Raw genomic sequence first — 5,947 nt, forward strand, 5'->3', positions numbered from 1 at the left:
GGGGCCACGACCGAGGCGGGGCCGGCGACGGGCATCACCTATGCGCCGCCGTCGGGGGCCACGGTGCGCGCACCGTGTGCCGGGCAGGTCGATTTCGCCGGTGCCTTCCGGTCCTATGGCCAGATGGTCATCCTGGATTGCGGGCGGCATTACCGGTTCGTGCTGGCCGGGATGGGGTCGCTGGACGTGTCCGCCGGGCAGAGCCTGGCGAAGGGAGCGCCGATGGGGACCATGCCCGGCTGGTCGAGCGGGGGTGGATCGGGCGGGGGCAAATCGGGCGGGGGCGGGCGGCCGAGCCTGTTCGTGCAGTTGCGGCGCGGCGGTGCTGTGATCGACCCCGCGCCGTTCCTGTAGGGCGGGTGGTTGCGGTTGGCTGTTTCCGCCCGGAGCGAGTTCGGTATAAGATTGCCGGATGACGCCGGCGCAGGCCGGTGTCGGGCGCGCCCCGTGGCGCGCGGCCGACCGCACCCGGGCCGAAGCCAGGGGCGGCGTTATTCGGGAGACGAGACGGCATGAGGTTCCGCACCGGCCTGCTGCTTGGTGGCGCCTTTCTGGCAGGCATTGCGGCTGGTCCGCAGATTTCGCAGCTTTCGTATGTCGGCGGCGGCCTGACGCCGCACGCCCTGGCGGAGAGCCTGGCGAAGGACAGCGATTCGCCGGCCGAGAATTTCCGGCTGCTGTCGCTGTTCGGCCATGTGCTGGAGCAGGTGAAGGCGAATTACGTCGAGCCGGTATCGAACCGCGACCTGATCATCAATGCGCTGAACGGCATGCTGAGCGGGCTGGACCCGCATAGTTCGTACATGACCGAGAAGCAGTACGGCGACCTGCAGGTCCAGACCAAGGGCGAGTTCGGCGGGCTGGGGCTGGAGGTGCAGGGCGAGGACAACCACATCCGCGTCGTCTCGCCGGTCGACGACACCCCGGCCGCGCGGGCCGGGATCAAGCCGGGCGACTTCATCGTCGCGATCGACGGCAAGAACATCGACGGGCTGCCGCTGGACGAGGCGGTGGAGCGGATGCGCGGCAAGCCGGACACCAAGATCACCCTGACGCTGATCCGCGAGAAGACGCCCAAGCCGATCGTCGTGACCATGACCCGCGCGATCATCCACCTGCAGGTGATCCGTTCGGCGCTGTACGACACGGTCGGCTATATCCGCATCGCGCAGTTCAACGAGGAAACCGCCCCCGGGCTGGAGGCCGCGTACCGCAAGCTGAAGGCCGAATCCCACGGCAGGCTGAGCGGGCTGGTGGTGGATCTGCGGTCGGATCCGGGCGGGCTGCTGAACCAGGCGATCGAGGTCGGATCGGATTTCATCCGCAATGGCGAGATCGTGTCGACCCGGGCGCGGCATCCGCAGGACAGCCAGCGCTGGGACGCGCACGGCACCGACATCACCGGCGGGCTGCCGATCGTGGTGCTGATCAACGGCGGATCGGCCTCGGCCAGCGAGATCGTCGCGGGGGCGCTGCAGGACCATCAGCGAGCGGTGCTGGTGGGCGAGAAATCCTTCGGCAAGGGGTCGGTGCAGACGATCCTGCCGATACCCGGCGACGGGGCGCTGCGCCTGACGACCGCGCGCTATTACACGCCGTCGGGGCGGTCGATCCAGGGGCTGGGGATCGTGCCGGACGTGACGGTGCATGAGAGCCGCGACGATCCGGCCTATAGCATCCGCGAGGCGGACCTGGCGCATATCATCAAGAACCAGGGCGGCAACACCACCAAGCCGCCGCCGCGCACCGACCTGCCGGCGGTCGCGGCCACGATCCCGGCCGAGCCGCCGGCGACCTGGCCGTCCTTCGACCCGACCAAGCCGGCGACCGACTTCCAGTTGCAGCAGGGGCTGAAGATCGTCCGCGCCATGGCGGCGGGACCGCGTTCGGCCGATGCCGGGACCGGGACGGGAGCGGTCACCGAGGCATCGCGGCATGAATGATGCCGGGTCGCCCGGTCAGCGCCCCCTGCCCTATCGCCGGAATGTCGGGGCCATGCTGTTCAATCCGCTGGGGCAGGTGCTGATCGGGCGGCGCAGCGACATGCCCGGGGCCGGCGGGCCGCTGAGCCAGGGCGTGTGGCAATGCCCGCAGGGCGGCATCGATGCCGAGGAGGCGCCGGACGCGGCGGTGCTGCGCGAACTGCGCGAGGAGATCGGCACGGACGCCGCCGTCATCATGGGCGCGCACCCCGAATGGCTGAGCTATGATTTCCCGGCGGCGCTGATCGGCCGCGCGATGGGCGGGCGCTATCGCGGCCAGACGCAGAAATGGTTCGCCCTGCGCTTCGTCGGGCGGGACGACGAGATCCGGCTGGACAGCCATCAGCCGGCGGAATTCGATGCCTGGCAATGGATCGACCTGCCGACGCTGCCCGAGCGCAATGTCGGCTTCAAGCGTGATATCTACCAGATCCTGGTCCGGGATTTCGCGCCCTATGCGCGGCCCGCCTGACGCCGCAGCGCGGGCAGGACGTGCCGGGTGAGCAGCGGCGCGAGGGGGACCGATACGGTATCGTCGGGCCCGGTTCCGTCGGACGGGACCCTGTCGAGATCATACCACAGCATCTGCGCGATTTCCGCGCCGATGCGGGGTACGCCGTCCAGCATGCCGCGATAGACCGTGGCGTGGACAGTGCGGCCCGGTTCGTTGGCCGCGGGGGCGACGAACCGGCCGAGCAGGGCCACGCCGGCATGCGTGAGGCCGCAGCCCAGTTCCTCGGCCAGTTCGCGGGTCAGGGTTTCGGTGGCGTGTTCGCCCGGCTCGGCCTTGCCGCCCGGGAGCATGAAGGCGCTGGTGCCGCGCTTGCGCACCAGCAGCAGCGCGCCGCCATAGAGGATCGCCGCGGCGACGACGCGGATCGTCCCGTCTGAGCCGGATGGGGCGGGAGCGGCCTGGTCTTCCATACGCGATGCCCGCCGCTCAATATCCGCCGCTCAATGTCCACCGCCGCTGGGTCGGCCGCCGCCGCGGATCGGCGAGAGCAGGAAGCAGAACGGCACCACCATGAAGGCGCCCATCCCCAGGATCATGAACAGCTCGTTATAGGCCAGCATCGAGATCTGGCGCGTATATTCGACATAGAGATGCTGCCGGGCCGTGGCCTCGATCGCGGCGGGGGCCACGCCGTGCGCGGCGGCGAATTGCCGCGCCCGGGCCAGATAGTCGAGATAAGGCTGCCGGAACGGCGCCATCCAGTGCACCATCTGCGACTGGTGGGCCTGACGCAGGTTGGTGATCATCGCCGTCGAGCCGGAAATCGCGATCGAGCCCAGCACGTTGCGCGCCATGCTGTACAGCGCCGAGGCGTCGGCGTTCAGGGCGCGCGGCAGGGTGGCGTAGGTGATCGTCGAGATCGGCACGAAGAGGAAGGCCAGGCTGGCGGTCTGGCTCATGCGGAACAGGACCAGGTGGCGGAAATCGATCGTGGGCGTCAGGTGCGCCGAGAGGAACATCGACACGCCCATGAAGGCGAAGCCGAAGGCGATCAGGACGCGCAGGCTGAAGAATTTCATCAGCCGCCCGATGATCGGGATCAGGATGATGACGGCGACGCCGCCCGGCGACAGGACGAAGCCCGCCAGGGTGGCCGTGTAGCCGATCACCTGCTGGGCGAATTGCGGCACGATGACCGCCGAGGCGTAGAGCAGCGCGCCGACCGCGCCGATCAGCGCCGTGCCGGTGGCGAAATTGCGGTCCTTGAAGACACGCAGATCGACCGCCGGCCGCTTGGCCGTCAGCAGCCAGAGGACCGCCCCGCCGATGCCCAGCACCGCGAAGGTCGCGGTGGTGCGGATCATGGACGAGCCGAACCAGTCATCGTCCTCGCCCCGGTCGGCGGTGACTTCGAGGCAGCCGAAGCCCACGGCGATCAGGCTGATGCCCACGATGTCCAGCGGGGCCTTCTGCTTGCGCGCCCATGGGGGGTCGTCGAGCAGCAGCGAGATCGCGAAGGTCGCGGCCAGGCCGATCGGCACGTTGATGAAGAAGATCCAGCGCCAGGAATAATTGTCGGTGATCCAGCCGCCCAAAGCCGGGCCGAGGACCGGCCCCACGATCGTGGCGATCGCCGTGAGCCCGAAGGCGGCGGCGCGCTTTTCGGGCGGGAACGTGTCCAGGATGATCGATTGCTGGTTCGGCTGCAGGCCGCCGCCGAAGAAGCCCTGCATCAGGCGGAAGATGATCAACTGCGTCAGGCTGCCCGAAATGCCGCACAGGAAGGACGACACCGAGAACATGAAGATGCAGATCAGGAAATAGCGCTTGCGCCCCAGCAGCTTGCCCAGCCAGCCGGAGATGGTCAGCACGATGCCGTTCGCCACCAGGTAGGAGGTGAGCGCCCAGGTGGCGTCGTCGTAGCTGGAGGAGAGCGAGCCCGCGATATGCGGCAGGGACACGTTGACGATGGTGGTGTCCAGGATTTCCATGAAGGCCGCGACCGTGACCACGACCGCGATCAGCCACGGGTTGCCCCGCGGCTTCCATGGCTCTTCCGCCCCGGCCGGGGCGGCTGGGGGGGAATCGGTGCTCACCGCGTATGCACCGTCGGCTCGACGGACATGCCCAGCGACAGCGGCCGGTCGGCGCGCAGGCCGCTGTCGATCAGGATCTTCACCGGGACGCGCTGGACGATCTTGACGAAGTTGCCGGTGGCGTTTTCCGGCGGGAAGGCGCTGAAGGTGGCGCCGGTGCCGAGCTGGATCGAATCCACGTGGCCGCGCAGCCGGAGCGACGGGTAGGAATCGACCGCGATATCGACCGTCTGTCCCGGGCGCATGTCGGTGATCTGCGTTTCCTTGTAGTTGGCCGTCACCCACATTTCGGGCTCGACGATCGAGAAGAGGGCCTGGCCCTCGGAGACGAAGCTGCCGCGTTCGATGCTGCGCTGCGAGATCCAGCCGTCATGCGGGGCGCGGATCTCGGTCCAGCCGAGATTCAGGACGGCCTGGGCGAGCTGGGCCTGGGCCTGGGCCGTCTGGGCGTCATACTGGCTGACGCGGGTCTGGGTGGTCTGGATATTGGCCTGCACCGGCTCGGCGATGGCGAGATTGCCCTGGGCCTGGAGCAACTGGGCGTGGGCGGCCTGCAGCGCGGCGGTGGCGTAGTCGATATCTTCCCGTGTTCCCACTCTGCCGGTTCACCGGTTTTTCGTCGATCGCTGGTCGCCGCGCGCTTATGACGGATCGGCGATGACCGAGGAGGCGCTGCTGTCCTTCCTCGAAGCCGGGCGCTGGGCGGCCTCGGCCTATAATTCGCAGACCTGGCGCTTCGTCTACGCGCTGCGTGGAGGGCCGGACGGGGGACCGGATGGGGGCGCGGCGTGGGAACGGTTCGTCAGCTATCTGGTGCCGTTCAACCAGTCCTGGGCCGGCTCGGCCTCGGCGCTGGTCTTCGTGCTGTCGGCCACCACCATGGTGCCGCCGGGCAAGACCGATCCGGTGCCCGCGCCCACCCATGCCTTCGATGCCGGTGCCGCCGCCGCGCAGATCATGCTGCAGGCCACCGCGTCGGGCTGGGCCGCCCACGCGATGAGCGGCATCGACCATGACGCGATCCGCGCCGGGCTGGGCGTGCCCCAGGACCATGCGATTCACGCCGCGATCGCCATCGGCCGCCAGGCCCCGCCCGACACCCTGCCCGAGGGCCTGCGCGCCCGCGAAAATCCCTCGGACCGGCTGCCCCTGTCGCAGATCGCGTTTGCCGGCCGTTTCGGCGGGGTCCGTTCGTAAGCGTCCTTCGACGGGAATCAGCAACCGCCCGGCACGGGTCCGTGCACGCCGATACGCACGGACCCATGTCGGGCCGCGGTTGAATTGTTTCGACATCAAATTGAAATCAGGGGATTCATGAAGCGGCTGGGCTGGGTGAGGGGCGGGCTGTGCGCCCTGGTGGCGGCGGGCGCGCCGGTCGTGCCGGTGATGGCGCAAGACAGGGCGCAAGCCGGGGC

At 68.9% G+C, this 5,947-nt stretch carries 6 protein-coding genes and 1 pseudogene; 4 read left to right on the forward strand and 3 right to left on the reverse strand.

What is annotated here, in order from left to right:
• The 3 genes from HUK84_RS08970 to HUK84_RS08980 all read left to right on the forward strand — a co-directional run.
• Positions 1-354, forward strand: a 354-nt coding sequence (locus HUK84_RS08970) for a murein hydrolase activator EnvC family protein (protein WP_176639992.1), incomplete at its 5' end; no start/stop codon positions are given.
• Positions 355-512: 158 nt separating this feature from the next.
• The gene (locus tag HUK84_RS08975; protein WP_176639993.1) at positions 513-1,943 is read left to right on the forward strand and encodes a S41 family peptidase; all 1,431 of its coding nucleotides are present in this window, start codon (positions 513-515) and stop codon (positions 1,941-1,943) included.
• On the forward strand, positions 1,936-2,454 hold the full coding sequence (locus HUK84_RS08980) for an RNA pyrophosphohydrolase (RefSeq protein ID WP_176639994.1): 519 nt from the start codon (positions 1,936-1,938) through the stop codon (positions 2,452-2,454). Before HUK84_RS08975 ends, HUK84_RS08980 begins: the two co-directional genes overlap by 8 nt.
• On the opposite strand, the gene HUK84_RS08985 is transcribed toward HUK84_RS08980, so the two are convergent.
• The 3 genes and pseudogenes from HUK84_RS08985 to HUK84_RS08995 form a co-directional block, all read right to left on the reverse strand.
• Positions 2,436-2,906, reverse strand: coding sequence for an NUDIX hydrolase (locus tag HUK84_RS08985; RefSeq protein WP_176639995.1), 471 nt, complete (start codon positions 2,904-2,906; stop codon positions 2,436-2,438). The two genes, HUK84_RS08980 and HUK84_RS08985, sit on opposite strands and share 19 nt — an antisense overlap.
• Before the next feature lie 30 nt (positions 2,907-2,936).
• Positions 2,937-4,532 carry a DHA2 family efflux MFS transporter permease subunit gene (locus HUK84_RS08990; protein WP_176639996.1) on the reverse strand — a complete coding sequence of 532 codons (1,596 nt, stop codon included), beginning with the start codon at positions 4,530-4,532 and terminating at the stop codon, positions 2,937-2,939.
• A pseudogene (locus tag HUK84_RS08995) lies at positions 4,529-5,122 on the reverse strand (efflux RND transporter periplasmic adaptor subunit); the annotation flags it as partial. The gene HUK84_RS08990 and the pseudogene HUK84_RS08995, both read right to left, overlap by 4 nt.
• 67 nt (positions 5,123-5,189) lie before the next feature.
• Between HUK84_RS08995 and HUK84_RS09000 the strand changes: the two are divergent.
• Positions 5,190-5,729 carry a nitroreductase family protein gene (locus HUK84_RS09000; protein WP_176639997.1) on the forward strand — a complete coding sequence of 180 codons (540 nt, stop codon included), beginning with the start codon at positions 5,190-5,192 and terminating at the stop codon, positions 5,727-5,729.
• The last annotated feature ends 218 nt before the right edge of the window (positions 5,730-5,947 follow it).

It is taken from the genome of Nguyenibacter vanlangensis (assembly GCF_013376155.1).
GTDB lineage: Bacteria > Pseudomonadota > Alphaproteobacteria > Acetobacterales > Acetobacteraceae > Gluconacetobacter > Gluconacetobacter vanlangensis.

Coding starts and splice junctions, on each gene's coding strand:
- HUK84_RS08975 (WP_176639993.1), top strand. CDS start 513: ATGAGGTTCCGCACCGGCCTGCTGCTTGGTGGCGCCTTTCTGGCAGGC.
- HUK84_RS08980 (WP_176639994.1), top strand. CDS start 1,936: ATGAATGATGCCGGGTCGCCCGGTCAGCGCCCCCTGCCCTATCGCCGG.
- HUK84_RS08985 (WP_176639995.1), bottom strand. CDS start 2,906: ATGGAAGACCAGGCCGCTCCCGCCCCATCCGGCTCAGACGGGACGATC.
- HUK84_RS09000 (WP_176639997.1), top strand. CDS start 5,190: ATGACCGAGGAGGCGCTGCTGTCCTTCCTCGAAGCCGGGCGCTGGGCG.